Here is a 23,162-nt window from a genome sequence, read left to right as displayed (position 1 = left end):
CTATCACGAAATCAGTGCTTCTGAAACGTCAAAAACGGGGTGAATGATAGATGAAACGAAACGCAGTTGTTCTTTACAGCGGTGGCCTGGACTCCACCACCTGCCTGGCAATGGCTATTGACAAAGGCTTTACTCCGTATGCCATCAGCTTTTCCTATGGCCAGCGACACAGTTACGAACTGGAGGTTGCCAAGGCCAATGCAAAGCGGATGGGTGCACAGGAACACCTTGTGGTGGATTTTGACCTGCGACTGATGGGTGGCAGTGCCCTGACGGCAAATATCGCTGTACCGAAAAATGGGGTCGGGGATGAAATCCCGGTGACCTATGTCCCGGCCCGCAACACGATTTTCCTTTCCTTCGCCCTCGGCTGGGCAGAGGTACTGGGTGCCTTTGACATCTACATCGGTGTCAATGCCCTGGATTATTCCGGCTATCCCGACTGTCGCCCCGAATACATAGCTGCCTTCGAAACCATGGCCAACCTGGCTACAAAGGCCGGTGTGGAGCGCACAGGACATTTCAACATCCACACCCCGCTGATCAGCATGACCAAGGCAGAGATCATTACCGCCGGTGTCGCCCTGGGTGTGGATTATGGGCTGACTCATTCCTGTTACGACCCCTCCCCTGCAGGACATTCCTGCGGTCAATGCGACTCATGCCGTCTGCGCCTGAAGGGTTTTCTTGAAGCCGGCATGACGGACCCGATTACATATGCAACTGCTGCGGCGGCATCCGAACTTCAGGAAAAATAAAGTTTTTTAGCCTTGCTAAAGCCTGATATTTCAGGCTTTTTTTATTTGACCGTTCCCTGCGTTTCGACTATAAATACAACCCCTGTTTTATTATTTTTTGTTGGAGGTTACCCGCATGCATCTTGTCGATCAGATCAAGGAAAAAGCCAGAAAAAACCTGCAGACCGTGGTACTGCCGGAGAGCTATGATGAAAGAATGCTCTTTGCTGCCGAAAAAATCGTCAAGGAAGGGCTGGCACGTATCGTTGTTCTGGGTGATCCCGGCAAAATCATGTCCGAAGCCACCGCCAAAGGTATCAACCTTGCCGGAGTCGAACTGCTTCATCCCGCTTCATCCCCCAAGCTGGAGCAGTATGTAGCCGACCTGGTCGAATTGCGCAAAAGCAAGGGGCTGACTGCTGACGAGGCCAGAAAGCTCCTGACCGCCGAGGACAATCTGTACTACGCCGGCATGATGGTGCGCAATGGTGATGCAGGGGGAGAAGTGGCCGGGGCCACAGGCACCACCGGCAATGTGCTCAAGGCCGCATTTCAGACCGTCGGGCCGGCCAAAGGCATCAAGACCGTATCCTCGTTCTTCCTGATGATCACCAAGACCCCCTCATTCGGCGAGAACGGCATCATTCTGTTTGCAGACTGTGCCGTAAATCCGAACCCGGACGCACAGGCCCTGGCAGAAATAGCCGTAGCAACAGCCGGAAACTGCAAGGCCTTTCTGGATGTAGAGGCCCGCGTCGGCATGCTTTCCTTCTCCACCAAAGGCAGCGCCAGTCACGCTGATGTAGATAAAGTCACCAAGGCCGTTGAAATCGCCAAACAGATCAAACCGGACATCCAGATTGACGGCGAACTTCAGGCTGATGCCGCCCTGCTTCCCAAGGTTGGCGACAAAAAGGCTCCCGGCAGCCCGGTGGCCGGCAAAGCCAATGTCCTGATCTTCCCTGACCTGGATGCCGGTAACATCGCCTATAAACTGGTAGAACGCGTAGCCGGAGCCGAAGCGGTCGGACCGATCATCCAGGGACTGGCCAAACCGGTCAATGACCTCTCCCGCGGCTGTTCTGTGGATGATATCGTCAATGTAACCGCCATTACTGCAGTGCAGGCATCACAGGGATAAATCGGCTGACGGGTATAACTGAAAAGAGGGTGAGCCCGTGCGGGCTCACCCTCTTTTTTGCAGGATGTATGAAAACAGATCGTTAGATATACGACACCGTAATACTCGACAGGTATCTGCGCAAGCGATCGACGGCAGACCTGATTGCATCTGCATCCGGAACCAGAGCTGCACATTCCAGCACCTCACCAATTTCAGAGATTTCATCAAACCCGTAACTGCCGCCGGAACCTTTCATCCGGTGTCCCAGCGACTGGATTTCAAACAGGCGCCCTGCGTCCAGCAAACACTCGATCAAGAGGCAGTCTGATACACGGTTTTTCAGATAATCTGGTACGATCGAAACCAGTTCCCGCTCTACCTCGATCAGAATAGGTACAGCTTTTTTGCTATCCATGTTCAATTCCCCGGACAAATCGCGCCAGGCACTGCAGCAGCACCTTTTTTTTGAACGGCTTGGCAATGTGATCGTCACAACCGGATTCCTTGCATCGGCGAATATCCACCTCATAGGCATGAGCGGTCAGCGCCACAATCGGCGTCCGTCGCAAGACACGCCGTTCCTCGATTCTGCGTATCATACGGGTAGCGGTATAGCCGTCCATGATCGGCATCTGGATATCCATCAGTATCAGCGCATATTCATGCTGTTCAAACATTTCCACAGCCTCGCGGCCGTTATTAACCTCGTCCAGGGTCAGAGATTGCCGTGACAGCAAGAGGCGTATCAATTCCCGGTTTTCGAAAGAATCATCCACCAGGAGCACACGCGACGAGTCCGCCAGGGAATCTCCACCAGCGGGTTGAGTTTCATCATTTCCCCAGACAACCTTTTCCGGCGAACGTTGCGGTGATGCAACCCCATGATCAACCAATGGAAAACTGATCAAAAAGGTAAATGAACTTCCGATTCCCGGAACACTCTCCAGTTTAATCTCCCCCCCCATTGTTTCTACCAGCCGCCGGCTGATGGCAAGTCCAAGGCCGCTACCGCCGAAACGCCTGGTAATGGAGGAGTCCGCCTGGGCAAAGCTCTCAAAAATCATGTCAACTTTACTGGCATCAATACCGATACCGGTATCGCGAACCACAAACACAACCTGAACAATACCATCCTCAATGAGCGCAGGTCGCGCCGACACGGTCACGGTTCCGCCATTTCCGGTAAATTTTATGGCATTCGCGACAAGGTTGACCATGATCTGCTGGAGCCTGGCCTGATCAGCGATCACAAAATGGGGCAGGTCCGGTGCCATTTCCAGAGTGAATGCAAGCTGTTTGCGCCCAGCCTCCAGCCCCAGCATGCAGACAACTGTTTCCAGGGTATCTGCCAGATTGCACTCTTTCTTGACCAACTCCAGCTGATCGGCCTCGATGCGCGAGAGATCGATCAGATCATTCACCAATACCAGCAGGCTGTCGCCTGCCTGGCGGATCATCTCCAGGCAGCGCTGCTGATCCGGCACGACTACCGCACCTTCAAGATATTCTGCGCCGCCGATAATCGAATTCAACGGGGTGCGCATTTCATGGCTCATGTTGGCGAGAAATTCGGTTTTGGCCCGACTGGCAGCCTCGGCAACATCACGGGCCAGTACCAGTTCATCGGCGGTACGCATACGTTCAGCCACTTCAGCCCGCAACCCTTCGTTGGTGATAGCCAGTTCTGCGGTACGTGAAGCAACCTGGTCTTCCAGCTGCTGATTGAGTGTTTCCAGTTCCACCTGTTTGAGATGCAGCTCTGACTGGACCTGCTTTATGTCGCTGATATCCTGGGCTGCACAGATTATCGCCTGGGGTGCACCATCTTCGTCGCGCATAACAGCCAGCGACAACAGAAGCGATATCTGCTCTCCGGTTACCGAGTAGCACAGGCTTTCAATTCCCTGCACCTGACCGTCTTCCAGCGACTGTTCATAGGCGGCAAACATCCTGACCGGAGTATCGTTCGGATCAAATTCATCCACCCTCCGTCCGATAACTTCGGAAGGAACAGAGCCGAACAACTCGTAATAGGCCCTGTTGACACTCATGACTACACCTTCCGGAGAAATCACCACCAGTACATCGTTCATGGTATTGACCAGTTTTTCCATGAATTCCCGCGATACAGTGCTTTCCCGCAGGTTTCCGGTCATCTGGTTAAATGCTTCAGCCAGTTGTCCGAACTCGTCCCCGGTACGGACTTTGATAAGAAAATCCAGATCGCCGCGGGTAACCCGCTTGACGCCGTCCGACAACACCTGAAGCGGACGGGTGATGGCGCTTGCCAGAAGGAAGGCAACCAGTATTCCGGCCAGAATCACCGTCAGCAAAAAAGGAATCAGACGGAACAAGAGACGGTGGATCGCACCAACAATTTTTGTTTCGTATATACCGACATGAACGTTTCCCTCAAGGCCGGTCCCGATCTTGATCGAGAAGTCTTCCAGTTCAATGCCGTCAGAGCGACGGAAAAAATGGACCGATTCATCGTTGTTGCGTGTCTGGAGAGTTGTGAGAATCTCGGGCGGAACAATTGAGGGGAAAGAATGGGACTGAACCTGGCCGTCACCGTCAATAATGACGATATAGGCAAGATAGCTTTCCGTGGCGATGTAATCGGCAAGATGGGTCTTCAGGACGGATGTGCTGTCGGTAAGCTCGGCCTCTGCGGACAACTCGGCAAAGTGTTTGCCGATGGCTAGAGCCCGTTTGTCAACCTCCTCCTGGAGAGATGCATACACGGCCGTTTTCATGAAATAGCCGAATACAGCGGTCAGCATCAAAATAATGGTAATAATTATCCCTATAATTTTACGTTTCAGATTTAGATTCAAATGCATGCAGGTTCCTGTCGAGTAAGGCAGTGTTGATCGACTGCCGGTGCGTGTTGGAAATTTTATATGTTAGCATGGATTTTTGATTCCACAAGTAACTGCTCTACATCCGATGCGGTGAGGCGTGCAACGCCTTGAAATTCCAGCACCCCTGTGCTACAACCACACGGTCGTTTTTCCCTGGATTCTATATACGGGACAGGTCCCATATCAACGCTACCAAAAGGCACGTAACCATGGCTGAACAGACCCCCATGATGCGACAATACCTGGAGATCAAAGCGGGTTACCCCGATGCGATCCTGCTTTTCCGCATGGGAGATTTTTACGAAATGTTTCTGGACGACGCCCTACTGGCATCGCGCATCCTCGACATCACCCTCACCTCCCGCAACAAGGGGAGCGGCGATGAAATCCCCTTCTGCGGAGTACCCTACCACTCCGTCACTCCCTATATCGCAAAATTGATCGAGACCGGCCACAAGGTAGCCATCTGCGAACAGGTGGAAGATCCCAAGCAGGCCAAGGGTATCGTGCGGCGCGAGGTAGTCAGGGTTATCACCCCCGGCCTGCTGATCGAGGCCGAAAGCCTCCAGCCGGACGAGAACAATTTCCTGCTGTCCATCTGCCAGGGTGCCGGAGAACAATGGGGCGTGGCCTGGCTGGACCTCTCCACCGGAGAATTCCGCGTAACCGAGCTGACCGGCAGCGGAGCCGCTGCCGCTGAGACGGTCTGTGTCAGTCCCCGGGAAATCCTGTTGAGTGATGGGCTGGAGCTGGATACGGTGGCCGTTGAGCTGCGGAGTCTGCTGGCAGAGCGGATGATCTCCCGGGCCCCGGCCTGGGTCTACGAACGGGATTACGCCACAACCCTGCTCTGCGGTCAGTTCGGCGCAGCCTCGGCCGAGGCACTGGGGCTGGACAGCATGCCGGCCGGGCTGATGGCGGCCGGGGCAGCCCTGTACTATCTGCGTGAGAACCGCAAATCCGCCATCCCTCACATCCGCGACATCCGCGTCTACCAGCGTTCTGAGCATCTGGCTCTCGACCCGGCAACCCGCCGCAACCTGGAGATCACCGCCACCATGGCCGAAGGGCGCAAGGCCGGATCTTTACTGGGTTGCCTGGATAAAACCTGTACCGCCATGGGTGCCCGCCGCATGAAGCAGTGGCTCAACTACCCCCTGATCGGCCTGGAGCCGATCCGCCAGCGTCTGGATGCTGTGGAGGAGTTGCTGGAGTCGGCTGGGGTCCGCGACGGTTTCATCGGGCAGTTGAAAGGGATTTCCGACCTGGAGCGCCTCAACGGACGCATCGGCATGGCCAGTGCCGGGGGCCGCGACCTGCGAGCCCTGTACGACTCTCTGCAACAGCTCCCGGTGCTTTTGGAACAATTCCAATCGTTGCAAAGTACCCTGCTGCGCTCGTTAGCGTCCAGTATCGACACCCTGGATGACATCCGCGAGTTGATCGGACGCGGCATCGTGGAAATGCCCCCCTTTTCACTGCGCGAAGGGGGTGTCATCGAGTCAGGTTACAATTCAGAACTGGACGAACTGCGCGCCATCAGCCAGGAGGGCAAAGGCTTCATAGCCCGCCTGGAGGCCCAGGAACGGGCCCGCACCGGCATCTCGACCCTCAAGATCCGTTACAACCGGGTCTTCGGCTACTCGATCGAGGTAACCAAAAGCAACCTGGCGGCTGTTCCGGACGATTACGTCCGCCGCCAGACCCTGGCCAATGCCGAGCGCTACATCACAGAAGAGCTGAAGAATTATGAGGAAAAGGTTCTGGGGGCCGAGGATCGCATCTGCGATCTGGAGTACAGCCTGTTCCAGGAGATCCGCGAGCTGGTTGCCGCCCGCTCCGAACGCATCTGTCGGACCGCCGATGGCCTGGCGACACTGGATGTACTCATATCACTGGCAATCGTGGCCGATGAACGGAGCTACTGCAAGCCGCTGGTGGACGAATCGGACGTGATCGAGATTACGGATGGCCGCCACCCGGTCATCGAAGGGATGAAACTGGGCGAACGCTTTGTCCCCAACGACACCCGCCTGGATGCTACCGAAAACCAGCTCCTGATGATCACCGGCCCCAATATGGCCGGTAAATCCACCTATATGCGCCAGGTGGCCCTGATCACCCTGATGGCCCAGGCCGGCAGCTTCGTCCCGGCAGCTGCAGCCCGCATCGGCATCGCCGACCGCATCTTTACCCGCGTCGGGGCCGGAGACAACCTGGCCCGCGGCCAGTCCACCTTCATGCTGGAGATGATGGAAGCGGCCAGCATCCTGCGCAATGCCACACCCCGCAGCCTGATCATCATGGACGAGATCGGCCGCGGCACCTCCACCTTTGACGGTGTGTCCATTGCCTGGGCCGTGGCCGAATACATCCACGACGTGCCGACCTGCCGGGCCCGGACCCTGTTTGCCACCCACTACCACGAACTGACCGAGCTTTCCACCACCCGGGAGCGCATCAAGAACTTCACCGTGGCGGTCCGGGAGTGGAACGACCAGGTCATCTTCCTGCGCACCATCATCCCCGGCGGCGCCTCCCACTCCTACGGCATCCAGGTCGCCCGTCTGGCCGGCATGCCGGCCGACGTGATCGAACGCGCCAAGGAGATCCTGCACAACCTGGAAAGCGGCGAATTCGAGGAGGGGGCACCACGTCTGGCCAAAGGCAGCAAGCAGCCGATCCGTGAACCTTCACCCCAGTTTTCCCTGTTCGAATCCAGCGAGGATCAGCTGCGCCTGCGCCTGAAGAAGCTCAATATCTCCACCCTGACCCCGCTGGAGGCGCTCAACCTGCTGGATGAGCTGAAGCGGATGGTGTGAGATGGGATAAACAATGACACTATCCTCCACTGCAAGACAAGGCGATTCCCCCCCTTACCCACTTGATTATTCAAAACACCTCATTTTTTATTTCCATTTAAATCCTGCTGGTTACGCAATATGTAAAGAAATTTTACACTCGCATAACACACTGGTATCACTCCAGTTATAAATAAAGCGTAAAGATACTTTACACACCACATTTACATAACCATTTAACTTTGTAGTTGATTCCTACCAGGAAGCGTAGTAGGCATATTTTGTATACACTAATAGTGGCTCTGTTCGTCCTGCTTACCCTGACCACCATGTCGCTAGCTTCCGTTGCCGCCGGGACCGCTCCCCACTCCGTCACAGGCATGGCCAAGTGAGCTGCTGCACAAGCTGGAACAAGCAGGGTGTGAGAGGATGATGGGGTACACGCCTGAATTGTCGATGCCGAATATGCATTCCAAAAATCGGATCTTGCAGGAATAGCATTACGACAAATACATACCGTACGCGTGATGACATGGTTACCCGGCTCGACTACAAATTTCAATGAACGTGCGTACAAGAGGGAACATGGATATGAATAACTTGCGGCTTATGACCTGGATGGAGAAACGTGCCTTGAGGAATACAATTTTGGTAATGATGGCTTTCTGTGCTTTGTTCATAGGCATCACACTATGCAGCGCAGCGCCGGGTTTCGCTGCGACCCCGCGGCTTGTAAAGGACATCTATCCCGGCGTCACCGGTTCTTCCCCCGCCAACCTGACCAATGTCAACGGAACGCTTTACTTTACCGCCAATAATGGCGGTTTCATTGGCCAGGAGCTATGGAAGAGCGACGGCACTGGAGCAAACTCCAACTCCATCCTCCTATCAACATTCACGGCACAAGCTATAGCCGACGGTATCTGTGGCAGTGCAAATAACGTCAACTACTCAATGGCACCTGCGTCAAACCTCTGTGCCACCGGCACCCCTTCAAGCGTCACCGGCATCGGCCCGTGGTTCTGGAGCTGTGCCGGTCTCAACGGCGGCACACCGGCAAGCTGTTCCGCTGCGCAGGCGGGTGGTGTTGTGTACAAGAGCAGCGACGCCGGTGTCACCTGGACCGCAGGCAAAACAGGTATCGGCCTGAACACCAATGCATCACCGCTGCTCGTTTCCCCTAGTTACGCCAGCGATCACACCCTGTTCCTCGGGGCAGACGGTGTCCTCAAAAGCACCGATGGTGGCGATACCTGGACCATGTCGCAGACTGGGTACAAAACAAATGCTTTGGTCGCTTCACCGAACTATGCCAGCGACAGAACAATGTTCGCCGGAATGTATCTGGGCGGTATCTACAAGAGCACCGATAACGGCACTACTTGGACTGTTTCGAATACCGGGCTGTCGCCAACTATGGTCTTTTCTCTTGCGATATCTCCCGCATTTTCCAGCGACCATACGATATTTGCCGGAACAAATGGCGCCGGAGTGTTCAAGAGCAGCGACAACGGTGCTACTTGGTCTGCATCCAACACTGGAATGGGAGCGGTATCCCCCCTGTCGCTTGCCATATCCCCGACCTTTGCCAGTGATGGAACCATTTTTGCAGCTACAACTGATGGCCAGTATGGAAGTGGCGGCCCTCACTCTCATTTGTATAAATCCACCGATGGCGGCGCAAACTGGATTTTGTCCGATATCGGAATTACCGGCTCGCCTTCAGTCCTGAAATTGTCACCCAACTACGCCGACGACCAGACCCTGTTTGTCACCACCAGCAACGCTGTATTCAAAAGCACCGATCGGGGTGCAAGCTGGTCCGCCATCACCAGCGGCAACTACAGCGCCCTGGCGCTCTCTCCTGTGTACAGCGGCGATCATACTCTTTTCGCTGGAATTTTCGGCGTCAACGTTTTCAACAGTACCGACGCTGGCGGAACCTGGTCTGCATCGAATTCAAACTTTGCCGTCAGCAACCAGTTGACCTCCCTGTCCGCATCCCCCTCATTCGCAAGCGACCATACCGTGTTTGCCGTAACCGCGCTTGCTGCTCCGATGATGCGTCTGTCCTCGAACAATCTGGTATTCAATCAAGTCAAATCAAATGGAGCATCCCAGACCAAACAGGTGACTATATCCAACGGAATAGCCGGGCTGAAGGGTACTGGTAACCTTGCCATAACCAGCATGACCCTGACCGGCACGAATGCCGACCAGTTCAGCATCGCTCCCGGGACCTGTGTCAGTCTGACTCCAACAGTCGTCAGCGGTAGACAATGCACCTTTGATATCACGTTTACACCCACCTCTACCGGCAACAAAAGCGCCACGCTGACGCTCACGCCGTACGATGCGTTCAATAGTCCGACAAGTATCGCCCTGAGTGGGACCGGCGTCTCCGTCTCCTCGGCCATCACCACCCCCGCCACGGGTCATATCTCAAACGCCACAAGCGTCAGCGTCTCAGGGACTGCTTCCGCAGCAGGCGGCGACACCGTGACGTTGGTGGAGGTTTCCGCTGATGGTGGCACAACCTGGCTGCCGGCTACCGGCATCTCATCTTGGAGCAGAACCCTTGTGTTTCCCCTTGAAGGAATCTTTACCATCAAGAGCCGGGCAACCACAATCGCAGGCATTGTTGAAACACCCAAGGCCGGGATAACTGTCACAATTGACCGTACGGCTCCAACCGGCACAATTCTCAGCGCCGTATCAACCGACGCGACATCCATTACTATTGCCTTGAATACCCGCGCCAATACCCCAGACATGTTTTGCCTGGATGTGCTCCCGATCGCCTGCGGGTATCAGGATATTAGCCTAAGTTATGATGGTGTTACCTGGACCCCTTGGGTGCAGGCAACCGCAAAGCAACAGTACAACATTACCATGGTCGGCCAGCAGACAACCGTGTATGCCAAGCTGCGTGACGAAGCCGGGAATGTATCGGTGATTTTGAGTGCGCCGATATTGCACGCGGTCGTCACCTCAGCAATAACATTGCCTGCTACCGGGTATATCACAAATGCCTCGAGCGTCTCCGTTTCCGGAACAACAGTCAGTGTTGTCTATGATCCGGTGAGGCTGGTGGAGGCTTCCACCGATGGCGGTGCCACCTGGCAAACTGCCACCGGCACGACATCATGGAGAATCGACCTTCCTTTCCCGCTTGCGGGAACCTATATCATCAAGAGCCGGGCGACCACACGCTCCGGGATTATTGAAACACCATCGGCCGAAATATCCATTGCCATTGATCGTACGGCTCCAACCGGCACCATTCTCAGTGCCGTGTATAAAGACGGCTCTTCACTAACAGTCGGCCTGAATGCCAATGCCCACGATACAGATACAGCCTGTATTCAAATCTATCCGGCTCCGATTTGTGGCTACATGGAGATTTCGCTAAGCTACGACGGCATGAGCTGGACTCCCTGGCAAACTGCAAACACAACCAAACAGTACAGTATCGTAACTGCCGGCTTGCCAGAGACCGTTTATGCCAGGCTGCGCGACAGAGCGGGAAATGTTTCAATTTTATTGAACGCTCCGGTTCAGTACATCGGCGTCTGCGGTAGTGCCAGCATCGAAAGATATTCATCAGCCCCGACCACAAACCTCTGCTCTGGCGGCGAACCTTCAACTGTTACCGGTATCGGCCCGTGGAGGTGGAGCTGTACCGGGCTCAACAACGGTTCAACAGTAAACTGCTCTGCCGCCCAGGCAGGCGGAATCGTCTATCGCAGCAGTGATGCCGGCGTCACCTGGACCGCAGGAAAAACGGGTATCGACCTGAACACCAGTGCAAAACCACTGCTCGTTTCGCCAAATTATGCCAGCGATCACACCCTTTTTCTCGGAGCGGACGGGATATATAGGAGTACGGACAGCGGTGACACTTGGACCAAGCCCCTGTCAGGATACATGGTACAAGCAATTGCCGCATCCCCTGCGTATGTGACCGATCGAACGGTCTTTGCAGGAACATTTCTCAGCGGTGTCTATAAGAGCACAGATGGCGGTTCTACCTGGTCACCTTCAAATATTGGACTCACACCGACGATGGTTTTTTCGCTCGCAATCTCTCCGGCTTTTTCCAACGATCATACGATATTTGCCGGGAATAGCGGCGAGGTCTACAAAAGCACTGATGGTGGTGCATCATGGTTCGTTGCGAACACGGGGACAACTAACGTAGCAGCATTGTCACTGGCCATATCTCCCGCCTTTGCCAGCGATCAAACAATATTTGCAGCTATCTCATCCAACATGTACAAAAGCACTGATGGCGGCTCTTCCTGGGCCCTGTCGAACAGCGGAGTATCGGGATCGATAAATGCCCTGAGAATTTCTCCGGGGTATGCCAGTGACCAGACTCTGTTTGTGAATACCAGCACAGGTGTCTACAAAAGCACCGACAGGGGGGCAAACTGGGCCAAGATGAACAACGGAAACTTCGGCAACGCGATGACACTCTCCCCCAATTACCCCAGCGATCAGACACTTTTTGCGGGGATGTTCGGCGTCAACGTTTTCAACAGCATTGATGGCGGCGGCACCTGGTCTGCATCGAACTCGGACTTTGCCGTCAGCAACCAATTGGCCTCCCTGTCCGTATCCCCCTCCTTTGCAAGTGACCATACCGTGTTTGCCGTAACAGCTCTTGCCGCTCCGGTGATGAGTCTGTCCACGTATAACTTGGCATTCAATCAAATCAATTCACATGGTTCCCTGACCAGGCAGGTAACCATCTCCAGTGGGATACCAGAACTGATCGGGATGGGTAACCTTGCCATAACCAGCATGGCCCTGACCGGCACGAATGCCGACCTGTTCAGCATCGCACCCGGGACCTGTGGCAGCCTAACCCCCATCGTCACCACCGGGGGACAATGCAGCATCGATGTCACCTTCTCTCCCACTTCAACCGGCAGTAAAAACGCCACGCTGGAAATAGTCTCGAATGACTTCGGCCATTACTCGACGACTGTCAGCCTGACCGGCATCGGCATAACCGCCACATCAACCATCTCAACCCCGGATTCGGGATTTATAACCAACACTCCAAGCGTTTCCATATCAGGCACGGCTGACTGCACAGCAGGCGATTCGGTCTCATTGGTGGAAGTGTCCAGCGATGGTGGCACCACCTGGCTGCCTGCCACAGGCACCAGTTCGTGGAGCATTGACCTGAGCTTGCCTGTTTTCGGATCATATACCGTAGTGAGCCGGGCAACCACAATCGCAGGAATTATTGAAACGCCCGGTACGGGAATCACCATTATTCGCTCTCCTGTTGCCGGCGACTGTGGCGGAGATAACGGCAAAGTCCTTGCCGCACTTGCCCCGGCATCGCTCTGTGCCAAAGGCACTCCGTCGGCGGTATCTGGCAACGGCCATCCTTGGAGCTGGGTCTGTCAGGGGGATGTGGGCACGGAACCTACAACGTGCAGTGCCTCGGTTCAGACCTACATTCTTGCGGTAACCCTGGCTGATGGTACCGGCACGGGCGATGTCCTGGCAAACCTGGCCAGCAACGACGATCCACCGGTCAGTATCTTCTGTCCGAAGAGCTTTTGCAGCGCACAATTTGATTATGGGAAAAAAGTAAGCCTTACCGCCACGCCGGACCCTATTTCACTATTCACAACATGGGGAGGAGATTGCACCGCTGATACTTGCAACCTTGAAATGACCGGCAGCAAGACGGTTTCCGCCATATTCTCCCGTGCTTTCAACTATAAGAACATCACACAAGGCATTCTCGACAACTCTCTCGAGACACTTGTGGAATCGGCATCCCCCGGTGACGAGATCAGGATGCTGGCCACGGAACTAACGATCAATTCGCTGATCCTCAATAAAACCATGACATTGACAGGGGGATGGAACGGGCTCTATCAGTCACCTGCCGGCGCAGCGACGACGCTGAACAGTTCAATCAGCATCCAGAATGCAGATGCGGTCGTAAAAAACATATCAATTAAAGGTACCATATCTGTTCTAAGTGGTAGCCTAAGAGTGGACGGAATAACAATCAGTCCATAAGATCTTCTGACAGTTTTTCATTATAAGCCACTCGCAAACAGGGTGGCTTTTTTTGTAACTTGAACCAATCTAAGACATCACAGAGACAGAGAGTATTCCGGCAGCAGAGCAAAAAAAATGACAACAGTTGTTAAATGCAGAGAATTCTGTTAAAAGAACACGTTACCTTTCCAAACAGACCCAACTGACAATAAAGCGACCCCATGAATCGATTTTTTCACATACTTAGCTGCCTGCTGATCGTCTGCCTGTTGCTCCCGCTTTCTGCCCAGGCCGGAAAGAAGAAGGGCATCAAAAAAAAGCAGCCGGTCTTCACTGATCAGTCCTCGGCCTCTGTGCGACCCCCGGCACTGCTGAATGAGATGAAACACTGGTCCAACCCCGACTACACCCGCATTTCACTGGAACTGGACCGGGATGTCACCTGGGAGGCACATCAACTCGGCAAGGTCGGCCCCGGCCGGGTCTACATCGATATCAACCGCACCAGACTGGGCAGGAACGTCAAAGATATCACCATCGGTGACGGCCTGCTGAAGGGCGCCCGGGTAGGACAGTTTAAGGCTGACGTGGTACGCGTGGTTCTCGACACGGTAAACATCAAGGACTTCAAAGTCTTTGCCCTTTCCGAGCCGACCCGGTTGATTATCGATGTGCGCGGAGAGCGCCCTGCCGAGATCAGCCGCTTGGAACCATCCATAACCAGCGCCCCCGAACCGGCAGCAGAGCCTAAACACGAAGAACCTGCTGCTGTCGAAAAGAAACCCAGAACCTCAAAGAAACCCGGTATCTCCAAGATCCGCAGGATCGTACTCGATCCCGGCCACGGCGGACACGATCCCGGTGCCGTTGGTCCCAGTGGCCTCCAGGAGAAGGATGTTGTGCTGGCTGTCGGTCTCAAACTGCGTGATCTGCTCAAGGAGGAACTGGGGCTGGATGTGGTCATGACCCGCTCTACCGATGTTTTCATCCCCCTGGAGGAGCGCACCGCCATTGCCAACAAGGTCAATGCAGACCTGTTCCTCTCGGTGCATGCCAATGCAGCCGCCAACCGCCATGCCGCCGGCATTGAGACCTACTACCTCAATCTGGCCAAGACCGAGAAGGCGGCCCAGCTGGCCGCCAAAGAGAACGGCACGTCTCTGGAGAAGGTCAGCGTGCTGCAGGCGATTCTGTTCGACCTGATGGCCAATTACAAACTGAACGACTCCGCCCACCTGGCGGATGAGGTCCAGAAAGCGTTGCACAAAAAAATCCGCGGCAAGCACGTCGACGTCAAGAATCTGGGGGTCAAGCAGGGTCCCTTCTACGTCTTGGTGGGGGCTACCATGCCCAGCATCCTGGTAGAAACCGCCTTTCTGAGCAACGCAACCGAGGAAGCCCGACTGAAAGACCCGGCCTACCTGGAGATGACCGCCGAGGGCATCCTGGATGGTGTACGCGGGTATATTTCAAGCCTGAAATAGATGAGCGGCACCCTCTACATAGTCGCCACCCCCATCGGCAACCTGGAGGACATCACCTACCGGGCCGTACGCATCCTGGGCGAAGTGGACCTGATCGCCGCCGAGGATACCCGCCATTCCCTCAAGCTGCTCAATCATTTCAACATCTCCAAACCCCTGACCTCCTATTTCGACCACAACCAGCAGTTCAAGGGAGAGCGCATCCTGAACAGCCTGCGCCAGGGGAAAAATGTGGCGCTGATCTCTGATGCCGGCACCCCCTGTGTCTCGGACCCCGGCTATAACCTGGTGCGCGACGCCGTGGCAGAAAATATCCCGGTGATCCCGATCCCCGGTGCCTGTGCCGCGATTACGGCCCTGGCTGGTTCAGGACTGCCCAGTGACAGCTTCACCTTTGCCGGCTTCCCGCCTGCCCGGCAAGGCAAGCGCCGGGCCTTCCTGACTGCGATGAACACCCTGCCCGGAACATTGGTGCTGTACGAGGCGCCCCACCGGCTGGAGGATTGCCTGCTTGATATCCGCGCGGTCTTGGGTGAGCGGCAGGTCGTGGTAGCCCGGGAACTGACCAAAATCTATGAGGAATTCATCCGCGGTACGGCTCCGGAAATCTTGGCACACATCGCCCGGGGCAAGGTTCGGGGCGAGGTCGTCATCCTGATTGCTCCGGGAGAGATTGTCCCGACCGAGGCTGAACCGCTTGCGGGCCTGCTGCGACGGCTATTGGAAGAAGAAGGGCTTTCCGTGAAGGACGCTGCCAAGAAAGCTGCTCTGATAACAGGCATTTCCAGAAGCGAGACCTACGCCGAAGCGCTGCAACTGAGGAATGACGCGAAATCGATGTAAATAGTGCTGGAATTACAGGTGGATAATATGCTATGTAAAACCATTAATCTTCCTTGGGAGTTCCTACAATGAAAATCTGTATCTTTGGTGCCGGCTATGTCGGACTGGTGGCTGCGGCCTGTTTTGCCGAGAGCGGCAACAGCGTTATCACCGTTGATATCAATGAAGACCGGATTGAAGGCCTCAAACAGGGCATCATCCCGATCTATGAGCCTGGCCTCAAAGAAATGGTGCTGCGCAACCAGTCCGAGGGGCGACTTTCTTTCTCGGTTGATACAGTCGCCGCCGTACAGTCATCGCTGATCAGCTTCATTGCCGTCGGCACCCCGCCCGGTGAGGATGGATCTGCCGACCTGCAATATGTGTTGGGTGTTGCCCGCGAGATTGGCCGCGCCATGACCGGTTACAAGATCATCGTCGACAAGTCTACCGTCCCGGTCGGAACCGCCGACAAGGTCCGGGCTGCCGTACAGGAGGAACTGGACCTGCGCGGGATCAATCTGGAGTTCGACGTAGTTTCCAACCCGGAGTTCCTCAAGGAAGGCGCCGCCATCGATGACTTCATGAGACCCGACCGGGTCGTGATCGGTACCGACAACGTCCGCACTGCCGAGATCATGAAGGAACTCTACGACCCGTTCATGCGCAAGCAGAACCGCATGATCGTTATGGATATCCGCAGTGCCGAGATGACCAAGTACGCCGCCAACGCCATGCTGGCCACACGCATCTCCTTCATGAACCAGATTGCAGGACTGTGCGAGTGCATGGGTGCCGACGTGGCTGCCGTGCGCGAAGGCATCGGTTCCGATACCCGCATCGGCTACGACTTTCTCTTTCCCGGTCCCGGATACGGCGGGTCCTGTTTCCCCAAGGACGTCAAGGCCTTGATCAAGACGGCCGAGGAATGCAACTACGACTTCCTGCTGCTCAAGGGGGTCGAAGAGGTCAATGAACTCCAGAAAGAGGTCCTGGCCGACAAGCTGATCAAAGCTCTCGGTGCCCCGGATGAAGAGCAGCCACTCACCGGCCGTACGATCGCCTGCTGGGGACTGTCCTTCAAGCCGCGCACCGATGACATGCGTGAAGCCCCGTCCATCACGATCATCGAACGCCTGCTGGCAGCCGGTGCCACTGTCCGGGCCCACGATCCCGAGGCCATCAAAGAAGCCAAAAAGGTGTTCGGTGACCGCATCGAGTTCAGCCATAACCAGTATGACATCCTGGCCAACGCCGATGCCCTGGTGGTTATCACCGATTGGAGCGAATACCGCAATCCGGATTTCGACCGCATCAAGTCTGTCTTGAAAACCCCCCTGGTCGTGGATGGCCGCAATCTTTACAAACCTGACCGCATGGCAACTGCCGGCTTCCGCTACATCCCCCTGGGACGCTGCGGCAGCACCTGCGGGATGGTGAAATAGCCATGCGCATCCTGGTCACCGGCGGAGCCGGCTTTATTGGGTCACACCTGTGTGAGCGTCTGCTGGATGAAGGTCACGACGTGATCTGCCTGGACAATTTTTTCACCGGAGCCAAGGACAACATCATCCATTTGATGGACAACCACCGCTTCGAGGTCATCCGCCACGACATCGTCGAGCCGATCCTGCTGGAGGTTGACCGCATCTACAACCTGGCCTGCCCGGCCTCACCGGTACATTACCAGTACAACCCGGTCAAGACCGTCAAAACCAGCGTCATGGGCACCATCAACATGCTGGGTATGGCCAAGCGGGTCAAGGCCAGAATCCTGCAGGCATCCACCTCCGAGGTCTATGGCGATCCCCAGGTTCACCCTCAACGGGAAGATTACTGGGGCAACGTCAACCCGATCGGTATCCGCAGCTGCTACGATGAAGGCAAGCGGGTGGCAGAGACCCTGATGATGGACTACCACCGCCAGAACAACGTCGACATCCGCATCATCCGCATCTTCAACACCTATGGTCCGCGTATGGCTGAAAATGATGGGCGGGTTGTATCCAACTTCATGCTCCAGGCCCTGCGGAACCAGGATATTACCATCTATGGCGATGGTTCCCAGACGCGCTCGTTCTGCTTTGTCTCCGACCTGGTGGAGGGGATGATTCGCATGATGGAATGCGATAACTTTATTGGGCCGGTCAATCTTGGCAACCCGGTCGAAAATACAATCCTTGAATTTGCCGAGAAAATCATTACAATAACCGGATCGAATTCCGGGATCATCAACAAACCTTTGCCGCAGGACGATCCGAAGCAACGGCAACCCGATATCTCGCTGGCAACACAAAAACTGGGATGGAAGCCTGCAATAGATCTGGAAAGCGGGCTCCGCAGCACCGCAGCATATTTTTCCGGCCGCCTTCGCAAGGGGTAAGCACGTGAAAGTTTCCTTTCAAAAAAGGATGTACCTTATTCCTGCTGGATGCATCGCCTTCATCCTGTTTTTTACCGTATTCGGTGACAAGGGACTGTTGCGTATTTATGAACTGAGGCACGACAAGTCCAGAATCAACGCCCGCCTGACAGATGCCAAGGTTGAGAACGAGAGGCTGAAACTCGAAATAGTCGCCCTCAAGACCGACCGTCGCTACCTGGAAAGCATTGCCCGCAAAGACTTCGGCCTGGTTCGTAGCAACGAAGTCATCTATCAATTCCCCCAGGAAAAGAAGCAGGAACAATAACCATGCCACGACAAAGCTGTGCCATCTGTGCCTGGCGCGAGAACTGTAACAAGCGGTTCAGTGTCTGCGACGGCGGGGCGCGCTGCCCCGACTTTTCCCGTGATATCAGCATCAAGGATTTGCGCGAAGACACCTCCCAATCAACAGACTGAAGCCCTGGCCATCAGAACACCTGTTTTAACTACGTTATTTTCGGCCAGTTCCTGTTCAGAAAATCACTGCCAACTTACGAAGGAACCCCATTAGATATGATGCGACAAAGAATAGCCGCCCTCGTCGAATCCGCCCTGAAAGCTGCTGCCACAGCAGATGAACTGATCACGTCACCCTTTCCTGCCGTCATTATCGGCACGCCGGCCAATCCTGAGCATGGGGATTTTTCCTGCAATATCGCCATGCAGACCGCCAAAGGTGAGCGTAAAGCGCCCCGTCAGGTCGCCGAGATCATCATCCGCCATATCGGCAGCGGAAATGGCCTGCTGTCCTCGTGCGAGATCGCCGGACCAGGTTTCATAAACTTCATTGTCGCGCCATCCGCCTGGCAGCAGACCCTGCTTGAGATTGAGTCACAGGGTGCAGCATATGGCCGCACATCTACCGGCGCAGCAAAAAAAATACAGGTGGAATTCGTCAGTGCCAACCCCACCGGCCCCCTGCATATCGGTCATGGCCGGGGTGCGGCTATCGGCGATACGATCTGCCGCCTGCTGGATGCGACCGGGTGGGATGTAACCCGCGAGTTTTACTACAACGACGCCGGACAGCAGATCACCAACCTGGCCCTCTCGGTACAGGCCCGCTGCCAGGATATCGGGCCGGACGATGAACGCTGGCCGACAGATGGCTACCAGGGCGAGTACATCAAGGATGTGGCCAGGGCCTATCTGGCAAAGGAAACCGTGGATTCCAATGACCGCCACGTGACAGCCCTTGGCAATCCGGAGGATCTGGATGCCATTCGGGACTTCGCCGTAGCCTGTCTCCGTCGCGAGCAGGACCTGGATCTCAAGGCCTTTGATGTGCAGTTTGATGTCTTTACGCTTGAATCAAGCCTGTATGAAAATGGCAGTGTTGAAACAACCGTACAGCAACTCGGCGATAACGGCCACACGTACGAGCAGGATGGAGCCCTGTGGCTGCGTACGACAGACTTCGGCGACGACAAGGATCGTGTCATGCGCAAAAGCGATGGCGCCTACACCTATTTTGTGCCGGACATAGCCTATCACCGCAACAAATGGGAGCGGGGCTTCACCCGGGTGGTCAATGAGCAGGGTTCGGATCACCACAGCACCATTACCCGTGTGCGGGCCGGATTGCAGGCCCTGAACTGCGGCATCCCCAAGGGATGGCCTGAATACGTGCTGCACCAGATGGTAACCGTCATGCGCGGCGGTGAAGAGGTCAAGATATCCAAGCGTGCCGGCAGTTATGTCACTCTGCGGGACCTGATCGATGAGGTCGGCCGTGATGCCACCCGTTTTTTCTTCATCATGCGCAAACCGGATTCGCAGCTCGTCTTCGATATCGATCTGGCAAAAGAGCAATCGCCGGACAATCCGGTGTACTACGTACAGTATGCCCACGCCAGAATCTGCAGCATCTTTGAGAATGCCCGTGAAAAGGGCTTCACTGCACCGGAGAATCCGCAGCCGGCAGATCTCGCGGTTCTGAACACAGCGGAAGAACTGCAGCTGATCAAACTGCTGTCAGCTCTGCCCGATACGGTTGACGACAGCGCCCAGCACTTCGAACCACACCGCCTGACCTACTATCTGACGGAACTGGCCGGCTGCTTCCACAGCTTCTATAACAAGAATCGAGTGATCAGCGAAGATTCGGCACTGACCACAGCCAGACTGTATTTACTCAAACGTACCGCCCAGACCCTGCGAAATGCCCTGGTCATACTGGGTATATCGGCACCCGAAAGAATGTAACGGAGTCTCCCATGCGGATTGATTACAGCGAACCGAAAAAATCCTATGTCACCCCCCAGGGGCCAGGCAGACAGCGCAAAGAGTCGAATGGACTTTTCACGACCATCCTGATAATAGCCGGGGGACTCATCTTCATTGCAGGCTTCGGAACCGGCTGGTTCCTCTCGCAAAAGTCCGCCAAGAAATCATTTCAGGCGGCAACCGAGCAGAACAGCCTGGAAAATTCCGCAGTAAAAGAGCCGACTCCGCCACCCAAACCACCCCAAGCAGCTCAACTGGCAACAACTGCCCCTTCACAACCTGTTCCAGCCACAACGCAACAGCCGTCTGCAGCGCCCGGCACCGCCACAAGCGACCCGCCGCTCAGCTTCTACAAAACCCTGCCCAGCGGGCAAAAGGGCAATGTACTCGGTTCAGGTATCAATACAAAGGATGACAAATCAAAACAGCCGCTTCAGGCGGCCATCCCAACCAATCTGAACCGGTCAGCGGCCTCCGAACCGACAAAGCCAGCCCCGGAAAAACCTGCCGGTGGAGACAAATCAGCAGCAAGGCACTCCGAGAACAGCTCCTTTACCGTCCAGGTGGCATCCTTCCCGCTCAGGTCAGAAGCTGAGGCCCTGAAAGGCAAACTGGCGGCCAAAGGCTACCAGGCATATATCGTGGATTCAAACCAGGGTGACAAGGGAATCTGGTACCGCGTACGTGTGGGCAAAAGACTGGATCAGGAGGCGGCCAAGGAACTGGCAGGCAAATTGGGCAAAACGGCGCTTGTCATTCCGGACTAATTTCATCAGAAAGCAACTTACTTGTTGCCAAAGCATCTATTCCATGGTACATAATGTTCTTTCGTCGGGGAGTAGCGCAGTCTGGGAGCGCACCTGCCTTGGGAGCAGGGGGTCGCAAGTTCGAATCTTGTCTCCCCGACCAGACAATTCAAGGGTTTAACCGCTAGCGGTTAAACCCTTTTTTGTATTTTCTGCACAGCATCATATCAGCACTGACAGCAGTAAATAATTCTCTCCCTGGACACAACCATCCTCATTTCATCAAGATCTTCAATGCCTGTTTCAACAATACCTCAACGCCTGCGTCTCCGCTGGCATCCAATCCGCCCAACGCCTTCCTGACCTGTGGCTCCTTGTATCCCAGATTCAGCAGTGCCGAGGCCACATCCTCAAGAACATCTTCAGCGGGTATTCCGCGTGCCTCTGTTGCGGGCAGCGCGGAAATATCCAGTTTCCCGACCTTGTCCTTCAACTCAAGTATCAGACGCTCGGCGGTTTTCTTGCCGATACCCGGGATGGTGGAAAGCTTGTGGATGTCGCTGAGCATAAGGGCCTGGGACAAAGCCTGCGGCTGGATATTGGAAAGGATATCGCGGGCCAGCTTGGGGCCGACGCCGGATACGGATATCAACAACTGAAAGAAAGACTTTTCCAGGCGGGTACGAAATCCGTACAGCTGGATCGCATCTTCACGGACGCTGGTATGGATGTGCAGACTGACGGTACCCTCTTCTGGCAGCTCGTAATAGGTGGAAAAAGGGATCATAACCCGGTAGCCGACCCCGTTCACATCCAGGATGATATGATCAGGGGATTTATAGGCGATCTTTCCGGTCAGCAGAGCAATCATGGTATGTAGTTCCTCCAAGAGGTCTTTCGTTTCGGGATTGCCGGACCTGCTTTCTGCAGCAGTTCGCGGGAATTGATATGACAGACGGCAACCGCCAGGGCATCTGAGGCATCCTCCTGCGCTATTTCAGGCAGTCCGAGCAGAATCTTGAGCATCTTCTGTACCTGTCCCTTTTCGGCCCGCCCCTGCCCCACCACGGCCTGCTTGACCTGCAGCGCCGTATATTCGGCAACCGGCAGCCCGGCATGGACAGCCGCGACGATCGCGGCACCTCGGGCCTGACCCAGCTTGAGAGCACTCTGCACATTGGTGGAGAAAAAGATATTCTCCACTGCAACCTCATCAGGGCGGTATTCGGCGATGACCTCAGACAGGCCTTCAAAGATCCGCTTCAGTCGCCCGGCGAAATCCGCAGCCTTATCGGTGAAGATGGCACCGTTATCCACATGAACCAGCCGGTTGCCCAACTGATCCACAATGCCGTAGCCGGTGATGCGTGAACCGGGGTCTATACCGAGTACTCGCATCAGAACCCACAGCCCCCGCCATGCTTCTGGTGATACTTCTGATGATACTCCTCAGCCGTCCAAAAGGTGGCACACGGCACGATCTCGGTAACAATCGGGCGGCGCAGTCGGCCGGAACGATCAAGCTCCTCACGCGACTCCTCCGCCACTACCCTCTGCTCTTCGGAGTGACAGAAGATCGCGGACCGGTACTGGGTCCCCAGGTCAGGGCCCTGGCGGTTTAATTGGGTCGGATCGTGGCATTGCCAGAATATCGTCAACAGCTGGTCATAGGAAATGATCGCCGGGTCGAAGGTCACCTCGACCGCTTCAGCATGACCGGTCATACCGGTACAGACATCGTGGTAGGTGGGATGTTCCATTTGACCGCCGGTATACCCGACCAGCGTTGACAGGACTCCGGGTACAGTCACAAAGGCATCCTCGACACCCCAGAAACAGCCGGCTGCAAAGGTGGCTTTTTCCATCTGATCCTCCAGACACATATAAACAAACTCTCAGAA

General features: G+C 55.3%; 17 protein-coding genes and 1 tRNA gene. 13 read left to right on the top strand and 5 right to left on the bottom strand.

Features of this window, described 5'->3' with window-relative positions:
- Positions 1 to 50 precede the first annotated feature (50 nt).
- A complete protein-coding gene (queC, locus tag ACOCF6_RS17310) occupies positions 51 to 758 on the top strand; it encodes a 7-cyano-7-deazaguanine synthase QueC (protein ID WP_482461575.1) in 708 nt (235 codons plus the stop codon).
- Between the two features lie 115 nt (positions 759 to 873).
- On the top strand, positions 874 to 1,878 hold the full coding sequence (pta, locus tag ACOCF6_RS17305) for a phosphate acetyltransferase (RefSeq protein ID WP_482461574.1): 1,005 nt from the start codon (positions 874 to 876) through the stop codon (positions 1,876 to 1,878).
- Positions 1,879 to 1,960: 82 nt separating this feature from the next.
- Here the strand turns inward: pta and ACOCF6_RS17300 are convergent, their stop codons facing one another.
- Together ACOCF6_RS17300 and ACOCF6_RS17295 are read right to left on the bottom strand one after the other, a co-directional pair.
- Positions 1,961 to 2,275: an Hpt domain-containing protein gene (locus ACOCF6_RS17300; RefSeq protein WP_482461573.1), complete on the bottom strand. Its 315-nt coding sequence runs from the start codon at positions 2,273 to 2,275 to the stop codon at positions 1,961 to 1,963.
- Positions 2,268 to 4,703: a hybrid sensor histidine kinase/response regulator gene (locus ACOCF6_RS17295; protein WP_482461572.1), complete on the bottom strand. Its 2,436-nt coding sequence runs from the start codon at positions 4,701 to 4,703 to the stop codon at positions 2,268 to 2,270. The genes ACOCF6_RS17300 and ACOCF6_RS17295 overlap by 8 nt, the downstream gene beginning before the upstream one ends.
- 230 nt (positions 4,704 to 4,933) lie before the next feature.
- On the opposite strand from ACOCF6_RS17295, the gene mutS reads away from it, so the two are divergent.
- From mutS to ACOCF6_RS17240, 11 genes are all read left to right on the top strand, one after another.
- Positions 4,934 to 7,546 carry a DNA mismatch repair protein MutS gene (mutS, locus tag ACOCF6_RS17290; RefSeq protein WP_482461571.1) on the top strand — a complete coding sequence of 871 codons (2,613 nt, stop codon included), beginning with the start codon at positions 4,934 to 4,936 and terminating at the stop codon, positions 7,544 to 7,546.
- A 564-nt stretch (positions 7,547 to 8,110) separates the two neighbouring features.
- Positions 8,111 to 13,576, top strand: coding sequence for a choice-of-anchor D domain-containing protein (locus ACOCF6_RS17285; RefSeq protein ID WP_482461570.1), 5,466 nt, complete (start codon positions 8,111 to 8,113; stop codon positions 13,574 to 13,576).
- A 203-nt stretch (positions 13,577 to 13,779) separates the two neighbouring features.
- Positions 13,780 to 15,042, top strand: a complete 1,263-nt coding sequence (locus tag ACOCF6_RS17280; protein WP_482461569.1) for an N-acetylmuramoyl-L-alanine amidase — start codon at positions 13,780 to 13,782, stop codon at positions 15,040 to 15,042.
- Positions 15,043 to 15,885 carry a 16S rRNA (cytidine(1402)-2'-O)-methyltransferase gene (gene rsmI, locus ACOCF6_RS17275; RefSeq protein ID WP_482461568.1) on the top strand — a complete coding sequence of 281 codons (843 nt, stop codon included), beginning with the start codon at positions 15,043 to 15,045 and terminating at the stop codon, positions 15,883 to 15,885.
- A 68-nt stretch (positions 15,886 to 15,953) separates the two neighbouring features.
- The gene (locus ACOCF6_RS17270) at positions 15,954 to 17,309 is read left to right on the top strand and encodes a UDP-glucose dehydrogenase family protein (protein ID WP_482461567.1); all 1,356 of its coding nucleotides are present in this window, start codon (positions 15,954 to 15,956) and stop codon (positions 17,307 to 17,309) included.
- A gap of 2 nt (positions 17,310 to 17,311) precedes the next feature.
- Positions 17,312 to 18,247 carry a UDP-glucuronic acid decarboxylase family protein gene (locus ACOCF6_RS17265; protein WP_482461566.1) on the top strand — a complete coding sequence of 312 codons (936 nt, stop codon included), beginning with the start codon at positions 17,312 to 17,314 and terminating at the stop codon, positions 18,245 to 18,247.
- 4 nt (positions 18,248 to 18,251) lie between these two features.
- Positions 18,252 to 18,554: an FtsB family cell division protein gene (locus ACOCF6_RS17260; protein WP_482461565.1), complete on the top strand. Its 303-nt coding sequence runs from the start codon at positions 18,252 to 18,254 to the stop codon at positions 18,552 to 18,554.
- 2 nt (positions 18,555 to 18,556) lie between these two features.
- Positions 18,557 to 18,706 (top strand): hypothetical protein, encoded by a 150-nt coding sequence (locus tag ACOCF6_RS17255; RefSeq protein WP_482461564.1) that lies wholly within the window; start codon positions 18,557 to 18,559, stop codon positions 18,704 to 18,706.
- Between the two features lie 99 nt (positions 18,707 to 18,805).
- Entirely contained in the window at positions 18,806 to 20,494 is a 1,689-nt protein-coding gene (gene argS, locus ACOCF6_RS17250; protein ID WP_482463393.1) for an arginine--tRNA ligase, read from the top strand.
- Positions 20,495 to 20,505: 11 nt separating this feature from the next.
- Positions 20,506 to 21,282, top strand: a complete 777-nt coding sequence (locus ACOCF6_RS17245; protein WP_482461563.1) for an SPOR domain-containing protein — start codon at positions 20,506 to 20,508, stop codon at positions 21,280 to 21,282.
- Between the two features lie 65 nt (positions 21,283 to 21,347).
- Positions 21,348 to 21,424, top strand: a tRNA-Pro gene (locus ACOCF6_RS17240).
- 111 nt (positions 21,425 to 21,535) lie between these two features.
- Here ACOCF6_RS17240 and ruvA read toward each other — a convergent pair.
- Genes ruvA through msrA form a run of 3 tightly spaced genes read right to left on the bottom strand, consistent with a single transcriptional unit; the run spans position 21,536 to position 23,144 of the window.
- Positions 21,536 to 22,132, bottom strand: a complete 597-nt coding sequence (ruvA, locus tag ACOCF6_RS17235) for a Holliday junction branch migration protein RuvA (RefSeq protein WP_482461562.1) — start codon at positions 22,130 to 22,132, stop codon at positions 21,536 to 21,538.
- Positions 22,129 to 22,659, bottom strand: coding sequence for a crossover junction endodeoxyribonuclease RuvC (gene ruvC / locus ACOCF6_RS17230; protein ID WP_482461561.1), 531 nt, complete (start codon positions 22,657 to 22,659; stop codon positions 22,129 to 22,131). The genes ruvA and ruvC overlap by 4 nt, the downstream gene beginning before the upstream one ends.
- Positions 22,659 to 23,144, bottom strand: coding sequence for a peptide-methionine (S)-S-oxide reductase MsrA (gene msrA / locus ACOCF6_RS17225; protein ID WP_482461560.1), 486 nt, complete (start codon positions 23,142 to 23,144; stop codon positions 22,659 to 22,661). The genes ruvC and msrA overlap by 1 nt, the downstream gene beginning before the upstream one ends.
- Positions 23,145 to 23,162 lie beyond the last annotated feature (18 nt).

This window comes from Geobacter psychrophilus (genome assembly GCF_056821595.1).
This window is presented reverse-complemented; position numbering and strand designations above follow the sequence as displayed.